The following is a 16,119-nucleotide window of genomic DNA, read 5'->3' on the forward strand; positions in this document are numbered from 1 at the left end:
CGGGGCAACCGCCGGTTCAGTTCGCCGAGAGCGTGATCTGCGCGCCCAGATCCTGCAGTCGCTGCTGTTCGGCGCGGCGTTCGGAGCGGTCCACCACCACCTCCAGCACCTCGATCCCGTGGACAGGTCGGCGCAGTTCGGCGGCCAGGTCGGTGGCGGTGTCGACCCGGCGGTAGCGCGCCCGGTAGCCCTCGACCAGTTGCGCCAACCCAGACCCGTGGGGAGCGCCGAAGATCCGCTCGAAGGCATCCGCGTGTTCAACAGCCCCCTGCTCGAGGGTGCCGAAGATGGCTCCTCCGTCGTCGTTCACCACGACGAACCGCACCTCCGGACGCGGTTCCTCGGGGCCGATCAGCAGGCCGTTGAGGTCGTGCAGGAAGGTCAGGTCGCCCAGCAGGGCGTGCACTGCGTGACCGGCCCCCAGCGCCAGACCGACGGCGGTGGAGACGGTCCCGTCGATCCCGGCCAGTCCGCGGTTGGCATGCACCCGCGGTGCATGTGGCCCGACCGGAGCAAGATCGACATCGCGGATCAGCTGGGAGGAGCCGAGCACCACGAGCTGTTCCTCGGCCAGGCCGGCGAGCACCGACCAGAAGATCGATGCCGTCCGCGCCCCGCCGAGTTCGGTACCCGCCGCGGACTCCTCGGCGGTGATCCGCCGGCGCAGTTCACGATCGGCGCCCTGCCACCGGGCCAGCCATTGCGGGTCCCCCTGGCCGCGCGGTTGCACTGCGTCGACGACCCGGTCGACCGCCAGCCCGGGATCGATCCACTGGGCCGTCTCGGTGACCATGATCAGTTCCAGGTCGGTACGCGCCAGCAACTGCTGCACCGGTCGGGACAAGGTGGGATGGCCGAAGCAGATCACCTGCTCGATCTCCGGCGCGAATCCGGGCAGCAGCAACCGGTAGGTCCCGATCGCCGGTCCCCGGCGGGCATTGCTGGAGGGCTCGGCCAGCAGCGGCAGACCGGTTGCCTGGGCCAACTCGACCGCCTGCCGGCCGGTCGGTGCCGAGGCGTCACCGGCGACGACCACCGACCGTGCGGCGACGTCAACGGCTGCCGGTACGGGCGGCGGCAGGGACTGCCCCTCGAAACGACCCGCATCGACCGGGTCATGATCAGCTGCGCCCGGCACCAGGGGCGGGCGCAACGCGACGTTCAGCTGCACCGGGCCGGGGCTGCGGTCGCGTACCCCGGTCGCCGCCACCACGGCCCGGCGGACCGCCGAGCGCCAGTGCTCGGGCTGGTCGTCGGCATCGGCGAGCTGCCAGATCCCGCGCAGGGCAGCGCCGAAGATCCCCTGCTGCACCGTGGTCTGGTTGGCACCCGATCCGATCAGCGTGGCAGGTCGATCGGCACTGATGACGATCAACGGCCGCCCCGCATGGGCTGCCTCCAGCACGGCCGGGTGCAGATTCGCCACCGCCGTACCGGAGGTGGTGATCACCACCACCGGGGAATCGGTGCCTACGCTGAGACCGAGCGCGGTGAAACCGGCCGAGCGTTCGTCGATCCGCACATGGAGCCGGATCTCGCCGCGCTGCTCGGCGGCGAAGGCCGCGAAGCCGAACGGTGCATTGCGCGAACCCGGGGCGAGGACGAAATCGCGCACCCCGGAGTTGATCAACTCCGCACAGATGATCTTGGCCGTCTCGATTGCGGTTGCCACTACTGCCCCGCCCCGATCCGGCTCAGCCGACTCGTCGCACCGAGCCGATGTCGCCAGCGTTCGGCATCCGCCGGGCCGGCCAGGCACAGCGACGGATCGACCTTCTCCCGCATCACCAGTGCCTGCTGCACCTCGATCCGGCCGTCGACGGTGGCCAGTGGTTCGCTCACCAGGTCACCGATCAACAGCGCCGAGGTGTTCAGCCCGCAGGCGAACGGGAGCCTCGGCAGGGCTGCTGCCAGGACCACCCCGGCGGCCAGACCGACCGAGGACTCCAAGGCGCTGGAGACGACCACCGGCAGCCCCAGACGCTCGGCGAGTTCCAGACAGGCCCGTACCCCACCGAGGGGCTGCACCTTCAACACCGCCACATCGGCGGCTTCGAGCTCGGCCACCCGCTCGGGGTCACCACTGCGACGGATCGACTCGTCGGCGGCGATGGCCACGTCGATCCCGTGGCGTGCCAGCCGACGTCGCAACTCGGCGAGCTCGGTGACGCTGCGGCAGGGTTGTTCGACGTACTCAACGTCCAGGTGCCGCAGCCGGCCGATCGCCTCGGCGGCCTGCTCGACGGTCCAGGCGCCGTTGGCATCGAGGCGTACCGCACCGTGCGGGCCCAGGGCCGAGCGGACCGCGGTGACCCGGTCGAGGTCCTCGGCGAAGCCCTGCCCGGCCTCGGCCACCTTCACCTTCGCGGTCCGGCACCCGGAGTCGGCGACGATCGCCGCGGCCCGCTCGGGCCCGACCGCCGGTACGGTCACATTCACCGGGACACTGTCGCGACACGGGGTCGGCCAGTCCTCCTCGGCGGCCTCGTGTGCGGCAGCCAGCCACGGCACCAGCTCGGGGCCGTCGTAGTCCAGGAAGGGGCTCCACTCGCCCCAACCCCGGCGCCCGCGCAGCAACATCCCCTCCCGGGTGGTGATGCCGCGGAATCGGAGCGACATGTCCAGACGCCAGGTCAACTCGTGGTGTTCCACAGCACCCAACCTATCGCGGCCGGCTCTCGCAGCCGGCTGCTCGGTGTCGGCGTAAGGTGTCGGGGTGCTGACGGTCGACGCCACCCATCCGGATCTGCTGGTTCCGGCATTGCGGCGCACCCTGGCCGGTGGTCCGGCGTTGCTCCCGCTGCCGTCCGGAACCACTGCAGCGCGGGCGATCACCGGTGCGGTACGGCCGGCCGAACCCGCCGCTCCCGGCACGGTGATCGTCACCACCTCCGGATCCACCGGGCAGCCGAAGGGGATCTGTCTGTCCGCCGCAGCGATCACCGCCTCGGCAGAGTCGACCCTGCGCAGTCTGGGCGGTCCGGGTGCCTGGCATCTCGCGCTGCCCGCGCACTACGTGGCCGGGTTGATGGTGATCGCCCGGGCGATCGTCTCGGATGCACAGGTGCTCACCGTGCGCAGTGACCTCGACGACCTCCACCCCGTCGCCGGTGGCCGCAACTATCTGTCGATCGTCCCCACCCAGGCCGCCCGTGCCCTGCAGCAGCCCGCCGTACTGGAGCGGTTGGCGGCCTTCGACGCCGTCCTCCTCGGTGGCGGCGCAGCCGGCGGCGAACTGCTGGACAGATTGACCGCACAAGGGGTGCGGGTACGCACCACCTATGGCATGTCGGAGACCTGCGGAGGGTGTGTGTACGACGGTTCACCGTTGGACATCACCGAGGTACGGATCGGTGCCGGGCAGCGGATCGAACTACGCGGGCCGATGCTGTTCGACGGGTATCGACTGCAGCCCGAACTGACCGCCCGGGTCCTGGCCGATGGCTGGTTCGTCACCAGCGATCGCGGTGAACTGGCCGGTGACCGGCTGCGCGTCCTCGGTCGGGTCGACGACGTGGTGATCTCCGGCGGGGTGAACGTCGACCTCGCCCGGTTGCAGACCCGGCTGGACGGCCTGACCACCGACGGCCTGGGCCCCGGCCGGGCAGTCGCCCTGGGGGTTCCCGACCCCGAATGGGGTCAGCGGGTGGTGGTCGCCACGACCGCTCCGATCGGGCTGACAGCACTGCGGGACCGACTGACCGACCTCGTCGAGCCGGCTGCCCTGCCCCGTGGGCTCGGCCGGGTCGACGAGCTACCGTTGCTCAGCAGCGGGAAACCCGACCGCCGGTCCTTGATCGAGAACTGGCCGATGATCGAGGAGGAACGCCGGTGAGCCGGTCTGCGACCCTGGCCGACTGGGTGGAGGGGGCGCGCCTGCGTACCCTGCCGGCGGCGATCTCACCGGTGGCCGCCGGTACCGGCCTGGCGATCTTCCACGACGCCTTCGATCCGCTGCTGGCGCTGTTGTGCCTGCTCCTGGCCCTCTCCCTGCAGGTGGGGGTGAACTATGCCAACGACTACTCCGACGGGATCCGCGGGACCGACGCCGAGCGGGTCGGGCCGCTGCGGTTGGTCGGTTCGGGTCTGGTGGAACCCCGCCGGGTGAAGTTCGCCGCCTTCGGCTGTTTCGCGCTCGGCGCGCTGACCGGACTGGTGATCACCGCGGTGACCGGCTGGTGGTGGTTGCTGATCATCGGCGCGTTCTCGATCCTGGCTGCCTGGTACTACACCGGCGGATCGCGCCCGTACGGTTACTCGGGTCTGGGTGAGGTGTTCGTCTTCGTTTTCTTCGGGCTGGTCGCGACCTCCGGGACGGCACTGGTGCAGACCGGGTTCGGCGCCGCGGTGATCGGGCAGTGCCTGCTCGCCTCGACCGCGATCGGGCTGCTCGCCTGCGCGATCCTGATGGCGAACAACATCCGCGACATCGCCGGGGACGCCGAGGCGGGCAAACACACCCTGGCGGTACGACTGGGCGAGCGCCGAGCACGGCTCGGGTACCTGATCATGGTCGTCATCGCGGCACTGTGCTGCGTCTGGCTGGCCGGGTCGACCACCTGGTGGGCGCTGCTCTCACTGATCTTCTGTGTGGTGGTCGCGCCCGGTACGCGGCGGTTGCTGCGGGGTGCCGGCGGCAGGGAACTGATCGGGGTGCTGAAGGCGACCGGGATCGCCGAACTGGTCTGCGCCCTCGGCCTGCTGGCCGGTCTTCTCCTCGGCTCCCTCTGAGAAGGCGATCCCTCTGAGAAGTCGATCCCCCTGAAGTCGATCCCCCTGAAGTCGATCCCTCTGAGAAGTCGAGGAGTGAAGCTCAACCGACCTCAGTCGCTCTCGCCGGGATCGCGTTCGATCAACTGCTGCAGATCGTCGGGAGTGTCCACGTCGAGTGCGACCTGATCGGTGTCGGTGACGATCAGTGGCGCCACGCCTGCGGCCAACGAGCGCACCGATCGACCGGCCGGCGGTGTGGCGGCCAGTTGCCGTCGCAGCAGCCCGACCTGCCAACAGGCGCACAGCCATTGCAGGCGTCCGTTGCTGGAGGTGACGACGCAGTCCGCCTCGGCGTCGACCAGCCGCCGGAGGTGGTGCGCGGTGAGCAGCGGCAGATCGGCGGCCAGCACCAGCAACCGGTCGGTGTCGTCCAGCTCGGCGCCGAGATGTTCCAGCCCGGTGGCGATCCCGGCGACCGGCCCGGCGCCCGGTTCGGTGTCGGGGATCACCGGGGCGCTGACCACCCCGTCGGGCCGGCCGACCACCACCGGCCGGTAGGCGAAGGCAGCCAGCAGGACGCGCTCCACCAGGGACGTGCCGTCGACCTCGATCGCCGGTTTGTGCCGGCCCATCCGGGAGGACTCGCCACCGGTCAGGACCAGGGCTCGGGTCTGTGCCATGAACTCACTGTGCGGGCCTCGTCCCCGCCTGGCAAGCAGTGAACCGGGCGCCTGTGCGACGTACGCTCCTAAACTTGCCGCATGGGACGCCTCACCACCCGCCGCAAGGTGCACACCATCGACCTCGATCACGACTCGGCGCAGCGGAGCCGGATCGACACCCTGATCGTCGAGGAGCCGATGGAGCTGCGGGTCGACGGCACTTCCCTGGCGGTGACCATGCGCACACCCGGCCATGACATCGAGTTGGCCCACGGATTCCTCCTCACCGAGGGAGTCATCGGCCATCGCGAACAGGTGCTGAACGCGCGCTACTGCGCCGGTTCGGTCGACGGTGAGAACACCTACAACATCATCGACGTCACCGCCACCGAGGAGGTGACGGTGCCCGAGGGCCGCAACTTCTACACCACCTCCTCCTGCGGGATCTGCGGGAAGGCGAGCATCGAGGCGATCACCACCCGACTGCGGTTCGACCCCGCCGCCGACCAGACCGTCTGGCCGGCGGAGTTGATCATGCAACTGCCGGAGTTGTTGCGCGAACGGCAGGCGGCCTTCGACCGTACCGGTGGACTTCACGCTGCCGGGCTCTTCACCCCCGACGGCCGGCCACTGGTGGTACGCGAGGACGTCGGGCGGCACAACGCGGTGGACAAGGTGATCGGCTGGGCTGTGCTGAACGACCGCTTGCCGTTGACCGGCACCGCCCTGGTGGTCTCCGGACGCGCCTCGTTCGAACTGGCGCAGAAGGCGGCGATGGCCGGGATCAGCGTGCTGGTGGCGGTCTCGGCACCGTCGTCGCTGGCGGTCGAGTTCGCTGACGGTGTCGGCCTGACGATCGCCGGTTTCACCCGCGGGAGAAGGACCAATGTCTACTCCCGTCCCGATCGCATCGGCACCGCGGTGCTGTCCGAGGCCTGAGCCCGCCCGTACCCGATCGCCTCAGCCGCTGCGGGTGATCACCTGGCCGACCCGTACCAGCTCAGTCAGCATCAGCTGCGTCGGCCGGCTGCGCCGCGACTCCTCCCGCATCACCGCCCAATAGGCGAGGTCGTGGTGGAAATCGGGCAGCACCCGGATCAACTCCGGATGCTTCCTGGCCATGTAGGTCGGGACCAGCCCGATGCCGGCGGAGAGTCGGGTGGCCTCGATCTGGGCGAAGACCGAGGTGGAGGCGATGTTGCCCTTCGGCTCGGGGAGCCGTTGGGTCGCCTCATCGAGCTCGTCGACCTGCAGGGCGGACTCGATGTAGTAGTTCAGCGGGTGGTCGGCGAGGTCGCCGATCCGTTCGGGCGTTCCCGCCAGGTCCAGGTACTGCGCGGTGGCGTACAGGCCGAGGCCGTAGTCACCGAGGTGGACCGCCACCGCCCGTTGCACCTTCGGTTTGCTCACCACCACCTCGATGTCCACACCGCTGCGGTGGGTACGCAACCGCTGGGTGGCAGCGATCAGCTCACAGTCGATCAGCGGGTGCTGTGACCGCAGGGCAGCCGCCGCCGGGACCACGCCGTGGATCGCGAATCCGTCGGGTGAGGCTACCCGGACGGTGCCCCCGACCTGTTCGGTACCGCTGATGGAGGCCGCCAGGGACTGCATCGAGCGTTCGATCTGCTCGGCGACGACCAGCATCTGGCGCCCCAGGTCGGTCAGCTCCCAGCCTCCGGAGGTCTGCACCAGTGCACGACCACCGATCTCCCGTTCCAGGGCGGCGAGTCGTCGCGAGACCGTCGTGTGGTTGACCCCGAGGACGTCTGCTGCTGCGGTGAATCGCCCCAGACGCGCAACCGCCAGCAGGACCAACAGATCGTCAGGGTTCACCGCCACCGGACCAGTGTGCAGGAATGCAGAACGCTGTTGCAAAGTTTGTCACGTCCCGCGCGTTGCCGGGACTTCGGCGCGGTGCCTACGCTGGTCGGGTCACCCACTCAACGAGGAGAGAAATGAGCACTGTCGCTTTCATCGGCCTGGGCAACATGGGCCGCCGGATGGCTGCGAACCAGGTGAAGTCCGGCAACGAGGTACGCGGTTACGACGTCGTCCCCGAGGCGGTCACCGCCGCCATCGCCGACGGTGTCACCCCCACCGGATCGATCGCCGAAGCCGTCCAGGGAGCAGACGTGGTGGTGACGATGGTGCCGAAGGGTGACCATGCCCGCGAGGCCTATCTCGCCGACGGCGGGATCCTTGCCAGCGCCGATCCGAAGACCCTGCTGATCGACTCCTCCACGATCGATGTGCAGACCGCACAGGATCTGCACGATGCCGCTTCGGCCAAGGGATTCCGTTTCGTCGATGCGCCGGTCTCCGGTGGCATCAGCGGCGCCGAGGCGGGCACCCTCACCTTCATGGTCGGTGGCGGAGCCGCCGATGTGGCCGAGGCCGCGAAGTACATCGAGCCGATGGCCGGGAACATCATCCCCACCGGCGGACCGACCTCGGGCCAGGCGGCGAAGATCTGCAACAACATGATGCTGTTCATCAACCTGCAGGCCTGCGCCGAGGGCGCGGTCCTCGCGCGCAAGTTCGGCCTGGACGCGAAGGTCTTCCACGACATCGCCAAGGTGTCCTCGGGAAACTCCTGGGCGCTGCAGACCTGGTACCCGGTGCCGGGGGTGACCGAGACCGCAGCCGCCAACCGCGAGTTCGCCGCCACCTTCCGTACCGATCTGGCCCTGAAGGATGTGGGCCTGGCCCTGGCCGGCGCCGAACAGGTCGGGGTCGACCTGCCGGCGGCGAAGCTGGTGGCCGGCGAGTTCGAGAAGGTGATCGCCGAGGGCGATGCCGACCTCGACTGCAGTGTGATCATCCGCAACATCGACCCCACCTCCCCCGGCCTGCCCCAGCGCTGAGCGGCCATCTGAAACCCTCCGGGCACAGCGCCCACCCGAGAACTAGGAGAGACAGTGAAGAGAATCGGACACTACATCGACGGCCAGCTCGTCGAGGGTGGGGACGAGACCAGCCCGGTCTTCAACCCGGCCACCGGTGAGCAGACCGCGGAGCTGGCGCTGGCCGGACCGGCCGAACTGGACAGTGCCGTCGCGGTCGCCCGCAAGGCCGCCGACGGCTGGCGCAAGATGTCCTTGGCGAAGCGTTCCAATGTGATGTTCAAACTGCGCCAGATCATCGTCGAGCGCACCGACGAGCTCGCCCGGATCATCACCTCCGAGCACGGCAAGGTCGTCTCCGACGCTGCCGGCGAGGTCGCCCGCGGCCTGGAGAACGTGGAGTTCTGCGCCGGTCTGATGCATCACCTGAAGGGCGAGTACTCCGAGCAGGTCGCCACCGGCGTCAACGTGCACCAGGTACGTCAGCCGCTCGGTGTGGTCGCCTGCATCACCCCGTTCAACTTCCCGGCGATGGTTCCGCTGTGGATGATCACCACCGCCATCGCCGCCGGCAATGCGGTGATCCTGAAGCCCAGTGAGCGCGACCCCTCCGCGGCCATCTGGATCGCCGAGGCCTTCGCCGAGGCTGGGCTGCCGGCCGGTGTGCTGAATGTGGTGAACGGTGGCGCCGACACCGTCAACGGCATCTTGAACCACGACGGGATCGACGCGGTCAGCTTCGTCGGTTCGACCCCGATCGCCCAGCACATCTATTCCACCGCTGCCGCCAACGGCAAGCGGGTGCAGGCACTCGGTGGCGCGAAGAACCACATGGTCGTGATGCCCGATGCCGATCTGGACTCGGCTGCCGATGCCGCCATCTCGGCCGCCTACGGTTCTGCCGGTGAACGCTGCATGGCCGTCTCGGTGTTGGTGGCCGTCGGTGAGATCGCCGACGAGCTGGTGGACAAGGTCGCCCAGCGGATGCCCGGTCTGAAGATCGGCGACGGCACCGATCCGGAGTCGGAGATGGGTCCGCTGATCACCGCCCAGGCCCGCGATCGGGTCGCCTCCTATGTCGCCGCAGCGGCCGACGAGGGCGCCACCGTGGTGGTCGACGGCCGGGAGCGGAAGTTCGACAACGACGGCTTCTTCATCGGCGTCAGCCTGGTGGACAACGTGAAGCCCGGGATGAAGGTCTACGACGATGAGATCTTCGGCCCGGTGCTCTCGGTGGTCCGGGTGGACACCTACGACCAGGCGGTGGAGTTGATCAACTCCAACCAGTTCGCCAACGGTGTCGCGGTCTTCACCCGTGACGGCAAGACCGCCCGCGAGTTCGAGTTCGACATCGAGGTCGGCATGGTCGGGGTGAACGTACCGATCCCGGTGCCGATCGGCGCCTACTCCTTCGGCGGCTGGAAGAAGTCGCTGTTCGGCGACACCCACATGTACGGGCCGGAGTCGTTCAACTTCTACACCCGCCGCAAGGTGATCACCACCCGGTGGCCGGAGCCGTCGGAGAGCCAGATCAGCCTGGGCTTCCCCACGCACTGACCCGACCGGATCGGTCGGTCGTGGCCACGGACAAGTGGCCACGGACAACGGGAGCAGACCTCGGGTCTGCTCCCGTTGTGCGTTTCGGCACGAGGCACCGCAGTCGTTGCGGCGTCTAGACTTGGTTCATGATCCGCTATCTGCCCATCGTCGTGGCGGTCGCGCTCATGATCTTCTGCATCGTCGAGGTGGCCCAGTCACCGAAGGATGCCGTGCGATTGATGCCGCGCTGGCTGTGGTTCTTCGCCATCGTGCTGCTGCCGGTGGTCGGTGCGATCCTTTGGCTGGTCTTCGGCCGCCCCACCGCCCGTACCCTGGCCGAGAACGACCAGACCAAACCGGCCTCGCCCGACGACGACCCGGACTTCCTGCGCCGACTCTGACCCCGGTCGACTCTGAACTGGCCGACTCTGAACTGGCCGATGCTGAACTGGCCGAGCTGAACCAACCGAGCCCGCACCGACCTGCCTGCACCGACCGACCCCGGGACGGGTCGGGCAGCATCGACTCGTCGGCCGAGCCCGGACCGATTGTCCGACGCACTGGCTACGGTGAGCCGATGAGTTCTCCGCAGGTCTCCAGGCCCACGATGCCCGATGGGTACGGGCTGCCCGATTCGCCAGCAGGTCTGCTCGACTGGCCCACCGTGGCGCAGCGGCTGATCGACGCCAAGCACTACTGGTTGTCCACGGTCCGCCCCGACGGCACCCCGCATTCGGTCCCCCGATGGGGAGTCTGGGTGGACGACCGGTTCTACTACGACGGCGCCCCGACCACCCGCCACGTCCGCAATCTGCAGACCAATACCGCCGTCACACTGACCCTGGAGTCCGGTGCCCAGGCGGTGATCGTCGAGGGACGCTCGGTCGCCACCTGTGCCGACCCCGAGACACTGGGTGCGCAGTTGTCGGCAGCCTTCGCCAAGTACGCCGGCGACGGCTACTCCCCCGGTGCCGACGCCTGGTCCGGCGCCGACGGTGGTGGGCTGCGGGTGATCGTGCCCGAACGGGTCCTGGCCTGGTTGGACTTCCCGACCGACTGCACCCGGTTCACCTTCGGCTGAACGCCCCGTCGCGCTCGCTCCCACGGCCGGCGGCAGGCCGACCCACGCGGGAGACCCGCAGCAGACCGGTCCGCGAGCAGACCGGTTCGCGAGCGGGGCTGGCGACAGGCACCACCCTGATCGCAGAACCACCCCGTGCCAGACCGACCAGAGACAGACCGACCCGTGACAGACCGACCCGTGACAGACCGACCCGTGACAGACCGACGGCCCGGTCGACCATCGAGGTCGATCCGGGCCGCCGAGGTTCTGCAGCCGCTCAGCTTTGTTCGTCGGGCAGCACCACCGCATCCGGCGACGGTGCGGACGAGGCTCCATCGGAGTACTTCTCCACCAGCTTCGACAGATCGACCCCGGTGGTGTTCTTGATCAACTCCATGGTCTCGACGATGTTGCCGGTGACCTGTTTGGGCAGTTCACCCGCACCGTCGGTGGACACCACGGTGAGCTTGTCGATCGCCTGCATCGGCGCCGCCACCTCGCGAGCCACCTGCGGCAGTGCCTCGACCAGCATCTGCAACACGGCCGCCTCGTTGTAGCGGGCGAAGGCATCGGCACGCTTGTTCATCGCCTCGGCCTCGGCCTCACCCTTGGCCAGAATGGCGGCCGCCTCGGCCTCACCCTCGGCCCGGGTGGCATCGGCCTCGGCGGTACGCCGGGCCCGCTCGGCCTCACCGCGCTTGGCACCCTCGATCGCCTCGGCCTCGGCCAGGGCATTACGCCGGGAACGTTCGCCCTCACCGGTCAGGCGGGACTTCTCGGCCTCGGCCTCGGCTGCGGCGATCGCGGCGGCCTTGTGCGCCTCGGCCTCCAGGATCTCGGAGTTCCGGCGGCCCTCGGCCTCGGTCTCCACCCGGTACCGCTCGGCGTCGGCGGGTTTGCGTACCTCGGTGTCGAGCTGTCGTTCCTTCAGCGCCGCCTGCCGGACGGCCACCTTCTCCTGCTCGCTCAACACCGCCTGGTCCCGATCGGCCTGGGCCAGCGGGCCGGCCGCGGCCGCCTGCGCCGAAGCCGCATCGGTCTCGGACTTGATCTCGGCCTGCTTCAGCATCAACGTCCGCTGGGCAACCGCGATCTCCTGCTCGGCAGCGATCGAGGCCTGTTCGGACTCCTGCCGGGCAGCCGCCTCGGCGATCGCCGCGACCTGTCCGACGCGGGCCGACTCCGGGCGACCGAGATCGGCCAGGTACGTACCGTCATCGGTGATGTCCTGGATCTGGAAGGTGTCGAGCACCAGCCCCTGACCGGTCAGCGAGGACTCCGACTCATCGGCGACCCGCTGGGCGAATGCGGCCCGGTCGCGGATGATCTGCTCCACGGTCAGCGAACCGACGATCGAGCGCAACGAACCCGCCAGGGTCTCCTGGGTGAAGGTCTCGATCTCGTCCTGCTGGGCGAGGAACCGCTGGGCGGCCGCACGGATCGAGTCCTCGTTGCCGCCGACCTTGACGATCGCCACCCCGTCCACGTTCAGCTTGATGCCCTGACCGGAGACGGCGCCGCGGATCTGCACCATGATCCGTCGCGAGGAGAGGTCGAGGATGTGCAGCCGCTGGACGAACGGGATCACGAAGACCCCGGCACCCATGACCACCTTCTGCCCCGACAGGTCGGTGGTGACCTCACCGGTCTCGGGGTTCTTCACCGGCTTCGCGCCCCGGCGGCCGGTGACGATGTAGGCCTCGTTCGGACCTGCGACCTTGTATCGGCGGGCGATGAAGATGATCACGATCAGGACCACCAGCACGATCAGCACGATCGGCAGGAACGCCATCAATTCGAACACTACGGTGCCTTCTTCCTGACCCCTGCCGGACAGGGGTGCGGTTGGGGTTCCCCGCAATTGCAGGGATCGTCGTCCAAGGGGTCGGCAGCGCCCGCAGCGAGCCGCCGTGTGCGGATCAGTCCAGCAACTCTGCCGGGCCGTCGGGTTCAGCCGGGTGTGTCGGGACAACCATGGCAGACGTGGCGGTCAGAACGCGATCCACCTGCACCGGGGTCCCGGACGTCAGCGGTTGCTCGGCCCGCGCGTTGAGTCGGGTCACATGTCCGTTCACGGTGACCTGCACGACCCCCAGTCCATCGCTCGGAATGTCGGTGATCACCCGCCCCCGCGATCCCACCACCGAGTCCCGGCGGACGGTCGAGGTGTCACCGGCATCGGACTTCAGCTTGGCGGTGAGGAATCCGGCCAGGGCGCCCAGACCGATCGCCGCCACCACCCCGCCGCCGATCGCGATCGGAACCGACAGGCCGAACATCAGCAGCGCGGCGGCGCCGAACCCGAAGGCGGCGATCGCGCCGGAGACACCGGCCAGGGAGAAGAAGTCACCGCCGAAGTCCTGCAGCCCGTCGAACACCTGCAGCCCGTCGAAGAAGTCACCGAGAACCATCGCGACGATCAGGATCGCGGCCCCGACACCGCCGACCACCATGAAGGCCACAGCCATCGTCATCCCCTCCCCCGCGCATCATCCTAGAGGGGTGGGGTCCGAGCGCCTGGGCCTGATCGCCGCGGTGTCCCACCGCTGATGTGGCTCCAGATCGGATTTCGGTCCCGATTCGGTCCGGTTCGGGCAACTGGAGCCACTGCAGCGGTGTTCACGGTCAGTGAACGTGACCAACCCGGCGGCGGGCGAGACCGAAGCACGGCAGGATGGAGCCATGGCATCCGATCCCTCACCCGAACGCGAGATCCTCACCTACGCCACCTTCGGCAGCGCCATCCGAGAGCTCGCCCAGACCGTGGCCGATTCGGGGTACGAACCCGACATCGTCTTGTCGATCGCCCGCGGCGGGCTGCCGGTCGGCGGCGCCCTGGGCTATGCACTGGGGGTGAAGAACGTGTCGGTGGTCAATGTCGAGTTCTACACCGGTGTGGACGAGCGTCTGGACCTGCCGGTGATGCTGCCGCCGACACCGGATGTGGTCGACCTGGCCGGTGCCAAGGTGCTGATCGCCGATGATGTCGCCGACAGCGGCAAGACCCTGGAACTGGTCCGCGCCTACTGTGCCGATCAGGTCGCCGAGGCACGTACGGCGGTGCTGTACACCAAGCCGCGATCGATCATCCAGCCCGAGTACAGCTGGAAGGACACCGATCAGTGGATCGTCTTCCCCTGGTCGGCCGAACCGCCGGTGACGGCCAATGCCGTGCAGACCGAGGCCTGACCCGCCGACCCCGGCGTCCGGGTCGGGGCCCGACGCCCAGGTCCGATCCGACGCCCAGGTCCGAACCCACGCCCGGGTTGAGACGATTCGTAGACTGAGCCCATGAGTCAGGCGCTGAGCACCCGCGGATCCACCGAGGGCGTCCTCGCCCGAGCCCTGCCACCGGCTGTACTGGCCGCCCTGATGTGGGTCAGTGAACTCATCGACACCGTCCTCGGCGGATTCCTTGATCGGTTCGGGATCCAGCCCCGGGACGTCGACGCGCTGCCCGGCATCCTGGCCGCGCCGTTCCTGCACGGCGACCTGGCCCACCTGATCGCGAACACCGGCACGTTCGTCGTACTCGGCATCGGGGTCGCCCTGCTCACCCGCCACTTCTGGTCGGTGACCATCGGGGTGACGGTTCTCGGCGGTCTCGGAGTCTGGCTCCTCGGCCCCCCGAACACCGTGCACATCGGCGCCAGCGGCGTGATCTACGGGTACCTGACCTTCCTGGTCTGCTACGGCTTCGTCGCCCGCAAGACACTGGCTATCATCGTCGCCGTCGCCGTCTTCCTGCTCTACGGCGGGATCGTCTGGGGCGTCCTTCCGGGCACCCCGGGAGTCTCCTGGCAGGGCCACCTGTTCGGTGCCATCGCCGGCGTGCTGTTGGCGATCTGGTTGGGCCGCCGGGACCGGCGCAAGCGCACCCCCTCGCTCGGCCACTGAACGGCCCCGCATCCACCGAGGATGCAGGGCCGCTCTCGGCTGACGCTCAGGCCTTGGCCAGCGCCGCATCCAGGTCGGCGATGATGTCGTCGACGGCCTCGATGCCGATCGACAACCGCACCATGTCCTCCGGTACGCCTGCCGCCTGCAGTTCCTCCGGCGTCAACTGTGAATGCGTGGTGGTCGCGTTGTGGATCGCCAAGCTCTTCGCATCACCGATGTTGGCCAGATGGCTGAACAGCTGCAGCGACTCGATGAAGCCACGACCGGCGTCGCGGCCGCCGACGATGCCGAAGGAGACCAGGCCGCCGTACCCGTGTCCGGTGAAGATCCGGTCGGCGACCTCCTTGTCCGGGCTGCCGGGCAGTCCGGGATAGTTCACCCAGGCCACCTTCGGATGCTCCGACAGGTACTGCGCGACGGCCAGGGCGTTCGCACTGTGGCGTTCCATCCGCAGGTGCAGGGTCTCCAGCCCCTGCAGGAACAGCCAGGCGTTGAACGGTGCGACCGAGGCGCCGGTGTTGCGCAGCAGCACGGTACGGGCGCGGATGATGTAGGCGGCCGGGCCGGCGGCCTCGGTCCAGACGACACCGTGATAGGCCCCGTCGGGCCCGGTCAGGTTCGCGAACCGGGCAGCGTGGGCGTTCCAGTCGAACCTGCCGGAGTCGACGATCACGCCACCGATGGAGGTTCCGTGACCACCGATGTACTTGGTCGCCGAGTGCACCGCGACATCCACACCGTGATCGAATACTCGCGCCAGATAGGGCGTGGTGGCGGTGTTGTCGACGATGAAGGGCAGTCCGAGGGCGTGCGCGGCGGCGGACCAGGCGTCGAGATCGATCACATTGATCTTCGGATTGCCGACGGTCTCGCCGAACAACAGCTTGGTCCGGTCGTCGACCAGTTCGGCCAGTGCCGCCGGATCGGCCGGGTCGACGAACCGTACCTCCACCCCGAACTGGGGCAGGGTGTGGGCGAACAGGGCGTAGGTGCCGCCGTAGAGGGTCGACAGGGCGACGATGTTGTCCCCCGCCCCGGCCAGATTCAGCACCGCGTACGTGGTTGCGGCCGATCCCGATGCGGTGGCCAGGGCGCCGATGCCGCCTTCGAGTGCGGTGATCCGCTCCTCGAACACGTTCTGTGTCGGGTTCATGATCCGGGAGTAGATGTTGCCCGGTTCCCGCAGCGCGAACAGATCGGCGGCATGTTCGGTGGAGTCGAAGACGTAGGACGTGGTCTGGTAGATCGGCACCGCCCGGGCATTGGTCGCCGGATCGGGTTGTTCCTGTCCGGCATGCACGGCCAGGGTCTCGGGTGCCAGCTGCCGTTCGGCGGCAGATTCGGTCATCGTCATACTCCTTTGTTCACGGGCTTTGTTCACGGGCTGGTTCACGGG

Annotated in this window: 16 protein-coding genes; 9 read left to right on the plus strand and 7 right to left on the minus strand. The window is 68.6% G+C overall.

Features of this window, described 5'->3' with window-relative positions; genetic code table 11:
• Nucleotides 1–16: 16 nt before the first annotated feature.
• The gene (gene menD, locus CLV29_RS10590; protein ID WP_133754830.1) at nt 17–1,672 is read right to left on the minus strand and encodes a 2-succinyl-5-enolpyruvyl-6-hydroxy-3-cyclohexene-1-carboxylic-acid synthase; all 1,656 of its coding nucleotides are present in this window, start codon (nt 1,670–1,672) and stop codon (nt 17–19) included.
• Entirely contained in the window at nt 1,672–2,652 is a 981-nt protein-coding gene (locus CLV29_RS10595) for an o-succinylbenzoate synthase (RefSeq protein ID WP_279586469.1), read from the minus strand. The genes menD and CLV29_RS10595 overlap by 1 nt, the downstream gene beginning before the upstream one ends.
• A gap of 64 nt (nt 2,653–2,716) precedes the next feature.
• Between CLV29_RS10595 and CLV29_RS16490 the strand changes: the two genes are divergently transcribed.
• Both CLV29_RS16490 and CLV29_RS10605 read left to right on the plus strand, forming a co-directional pair.
• The gene (locus CLV29_RS16490; protein WP_133754831.1) at nt 2,717–3,835 is read left to right on the plus strand and encodes an AMP-binding protein; all 1,119 of its coding nucleotides are present in this window, start codon (nt 2,717–2,719) and stop codon (nt 3,833–3,835) included.
• On the plus strand, nt 3,832–4,731 hold the full coding sequence (locus tag CLV29_RS10605; protein ID WP_133754832.1) for a 1,4-dihydroxy-2-naphthoate polyprenyltransferase: 900 nt from the start codon (nt 3,832–3,834) through the stop codon (nt 4,729–4,731). The genes CLV29_RS16490 and CLV29_RS10605 overlap by 4 nt, the downstream gene beginning before the upstream one ends.
• Nucleotides 4,732–4,823: 92 nt before the next feature.
• Here CLV29_RS10605 and mobA read toward each other — a convergent pair whose 3' ends face one another.
• Nucleotides 4,824–5,393, minus strand: coding sequence for a molybdenum cofactor guanylyltransferase (gene mobA, locus CLV29_RS10610; RefSeq protein WP_133754833.1), 570 nt, complete (start codon nt 5,391–5,393; stop codon nt 4,824–4,826).
• Nucleotides 5,394–5,474: 81 nt separating this feature from the next.
• Between mobA and fdhD the strand changes: the two genes are divergently transcribed.
• On the plus strand, nt 5,475–6,314 hold the full coding sequence (gene fdhD, locus CLV29_RS10615) for a formate dehydrogenase accessory sulfurtransferase FdhD (RefSeq protein WP_133754834.1): 840 nt from the start codon (nt 5,475–5,477) through the stop codon (nt 6,312–6,314).
• 21 nt (nt 6,315–6,335) lie between these two features.
• Here the strand turns inward: fdhD and CLV29_RS10620 are convergent, their stop codons facing one another.
• Nucleotides 6,336–7,217, minus strand: coding sequence for a LysR family transcriptional regulator (locus CLV29_RS10620; RefSeq protein ID WP_133754835.1), 882 nt, complete (start codon nt 7,215–7,217; stop codon nt 6,336–6,338).
• Nucleotides 7,218–7,234: 17 nt separating this feature from the next.
• Between CLV29_RS10620 and mmsB the strand changes: the two genes are divergently transcribed.
• The 4 genes from mmsB to CLV29_RS10640 all read left to right on the plus strand — a co-directional run bounded on the left by mmsB (nt 7,235) and on the right by CLV29_RS10640 (nt 10,841).
• Nucleotides 7,235–8,242 (plus strand): 3-hydroxyisobutyrate dehydrogenase, encoded by a 1,008-nt coding sequence (gene mmsB, locus CLV29_RS10625; protein ID WP_133754836.1) that lies wholly within the window; start codon nt 7,235–7,237, stop codon nt 8,240–8,242.
• A gap of 54 nt (nt 8,243–8,296) precedes the next feature.
• Nucleotides 8,297–9,778 (plus strand): CoA-acylating methylmalonate-semialdehyde dehydrogenase, encoded by a 1,482-nt coding sequence (locus CLV29_RS10630; RefSeq protein ID WP_133754837.1) that lies wholly within the window; start codon nt 8,297–8,299, stop codon nt 9,776–9,778.
• 128 nt (nt 9,779–9,906) lie between these two features.
• Complete coding sequence (locus CLV29_RS10635; protein ID WP_133754838.1) at nt 9,907–10,161, plus strand: PLD nuclease N-terminal domain-containing protein; 255 nt, start codon at nt 9,907–9,909, stop codon at nt 10,159–10,161.
• Between the two features lie 176 nt (nt 10,162–10,337).
• On the plus strand, nt 10,338–10,841 hold the full coding sequence (locus CLV29_RS10640) for a pyridoxamine 5'-phosphate oxidase family protein (RefSeq protein ID WP_133754839.1): 504 nt from the start codon (nt 10,338–10,340) through the stop codon (nt 10,839–10,841).
• A gap of 259 nt (nt 10,842–11,100) precedes the next feature.
• On the opposite strand, the gene CLV29_RS10650 is transcribed toward CLV29_RS10640, so the two are convergent.
• Together CLV29_RS10650 and CLV29_RS10655 are read right to left on the minus strand one after the other, a co-directional pair.
• Nucleotides 11,101–12,627 (minus strand): flotillin family protein, encoded by a 1,527-nt coding sequence (locus CLV29_RS10650; RefSeq protein WP_243831834.1) that lies wholly within the window; start codon nt 12,625–12,627, stop codon nt 11,101–11,103.
• Between the two features lie 115 nt (nt 12,628–12,742).
• A complete protein-coding gene (locus CLV29_RS10655; protein ID WP_166649211.1) occupies nt 12,743–13,291 on the minus strand; it encodes an NfeD family protein in 549 nt (182 codons plus the stop codon).
• Nucleotides 13,292–13,505: 214 nt separating this feature from the next.
• Between CLV29_RS10655 and CLV29_RS10660 the strand changes: the two genes are divergently transcribed.
• Together CLV29_RS10660 and CLV29_RS10665 are read left to right on the plus strand one after the other, a co-directional pair.
• Nucleotides 13,506–14,012 carry a phosphoribosyltransferase gene (locus CLV29_RS10660; protein WP_133754842.1) on the plus strand — a complete coding sequence of 169 codons (507 nt, stop codon included), beginning with the start codon at nt 13,506–13,508 and terminating at the stop codon, nt 14,010–14,012.
• Between the two features lie 102 nt (nt 14,013–14,114).
• Nucleotides 14,115–14,720 carry a rhomboid family intramembrane serine protease gene (locus tag CLV29_RS10665; RefSeq protein WP_133754843.1) on the plus strand — a complete coding sequence of 202 codons (606 nt, stop codon included), beginning with the start codon at nt 14,115–14,117 and terminating at the stop codon, nt 14,718–14,720.
• 46 nt (nt 14,721–14,766) lie between these two features.
• On the opposite strand, the gene CLV29_RS10670 is transcribed toward CLV29_RS10665, so the two are convergent.
• Nucleotides 14,767–16,071 (minus strand): O-acetylhomoserine aminocarboxypropyltransferase/cysteine synthase family protein, encoded by a 1,305-nt coding sequence (locus CLV29_RS10670; protein WP_133754844.1) that lies wholly within the window; start codon nt 16,069–16,071, stop codon nt 14,767–14,769.
• Between the last annotated feature and the right edge of the window lie 48 nt (nt 16,072–16,119).

The organism is Naumannella halotolerans, from assembly GCF_004364645.1.
Taxonomy (GTDB): Bacteria; Actinomycetota; Actinomycetes; order Propionibacteriales; family Propionibacteriaceae; genus Naumannella; species Naumannella halotolerans.

What these genes read in the sequence shown, in the direction of transcription:
- CLV29_RS10665 (WP_133754843.1), top strand. Translation starts at nt 14,115, where the DNA reads ATGAGTCAGGCGCTGAGCACCCGCGGATCCACCGAGGGCGTCCTCGCC.
- CLV29_RS10635 (WP_133754838.1), top strand. Translation starts at nt 9,907, where the DNA reads ATGATCCGCTATCTGCCCATCGTCGTGGCGGTCGCGCTCATGATCTTC.
- CLV29_RS10660 (WP_133754842.1), top strand. Translation starts at nt 13,506, where the DNA reads ATGGCATCCGATCCCTCACCCGAACGCGAGATCCTCACCTACGCCACC.
- CLV29_RS10640 (WP_133754839.1), top strand. Translation starts at nt 10,338, where the DNA reads ATGAGTTCTCCGCAGGTCTCCAGGCCCACGATGCCCGATGGGTACGGG.
- CLV29_RS10670 (WP_133754844.1), bottom strand. Translation starts at nt 16,071, where the DNA reads ATGACCGAATCTGCCGCCGAACGGCAGCTGGCACCCGAGACCCTGGCC.
- mmsB (WP_133754836.1), top strand. Translation starts at nt 7,235, where the DNA reads ATGCAGAACGCTGTTGCAAAGTTTGTCACGTCCCGCGCGTTGCCGGGA.
- mobA (WP_133754833.1), bottom strand. Translation starts at nt 5,393, where the DNA reads ATGGCACAGACCCGAGCCCTGGTCCTGACCGGTGGCGAGTCCTCCCGG.
- CLV29_RS10655 (WP_166649211.1), bottom strand. Translation starts at nt 13,291, where the DNA reads ATGGCTGTGGCCTTCATGGTGGTCGGCGGTGTCGGGGCCGCGATCCTG.
- fdhD (WP_133754834.1), top strand. Translation starts at nt 5,475, where the DNA reads ATGGGACGCCTCACCACCCGCCGCAAGGTGCACACCATCGACCTCGAT.